This is a genomic window from Streptomyces pseudogriseolus, from assembly GCA_002154585.1.
Lineage (GTDB): Bacteria > Actinomycetota > Actinomycetes > Streptomycetales > Streptomycetaceae > Streptomyces > Streptomyces pseudogriseolus.
In genome coordinates this window covers 1-678 of the sequence record MUNG01000498.1, presented here as the reverse complement: position 1 = coordinate 678, position 678 = coordinate 1, and the positions used below count along the sequence as shown (strand labels likewise).

General features: G+C 72.0%; 1 protein-coding gene. It reads right to left on the bottom strand.

The genetic code is table 11. The features are described 5' to 3' along the window. On the bottom strand, nt 1–678 hold a 678-nt coding region (gene proC / locus CCN29_RS31780), incomplete at both ends, for a pyrroline-5-carboxylate reductase (protein ID WP_086685997.1).

The following is a 678-nucleotide window of genomic DNA, read 5'->3' as shown; positions in this document are numbered from 1 at the left end:
CAGCCGTTGTTGCCGGAGGCGAGTTCGCGGCTGCGGTCGCGGGCGGCCTCCAAGGCGGCGATGAGAGCGGCACGTACCCCGTGGTTCTCCAGCTCGCGGATGGCGTTGATGGTGGTGCCGGCGGGGGACGTGACGTTCTCCCGCAGCTTCACGGGGTGTTCGCCGCTGTCGCGGAGCATCGTCGCGGCGCCGATCGCGGACTGCACGATCAGGTCGTGCGCCTTGTCGCGGGGCAGGCCGAGCAGGATGCCGGCGTCGGTCATCGCCTCGACCAGGTAGAAGAAGTACGCCGGACCGGAGCCGGAGAGCGCCGTGCAGGCGTCCTGCTGGGACTCCGGCACGCGGAGGGTCTTGCCGACGGCGCCGAAGATCTCCTCGGCGTGGGCGAGATGGTCCCCGGTGGCGTGGCGGCCGGCGGAGATGACCGACATGGCCTCGTCGACCAGGGCGGGCGTGTTCGTCATGACGCGGACGACGGGGGTGCCTTCGGCGAGGCGCTCCTCGAAGTACGCGGTCGGGATGCCGGCGGCGCCGCTGATGACCAGGCGGTCGGCGGGGACGTGCGGGGCGAGCTCGTCGAGGAGGGTGCCCATGTCCTGCGGCTTGACCGTGAGGATCAGGGTGTCGGCGGTCTTGGCGGCCTCCTGGTTGGTGACCGGGGTGACGCCGTGCCGGGCG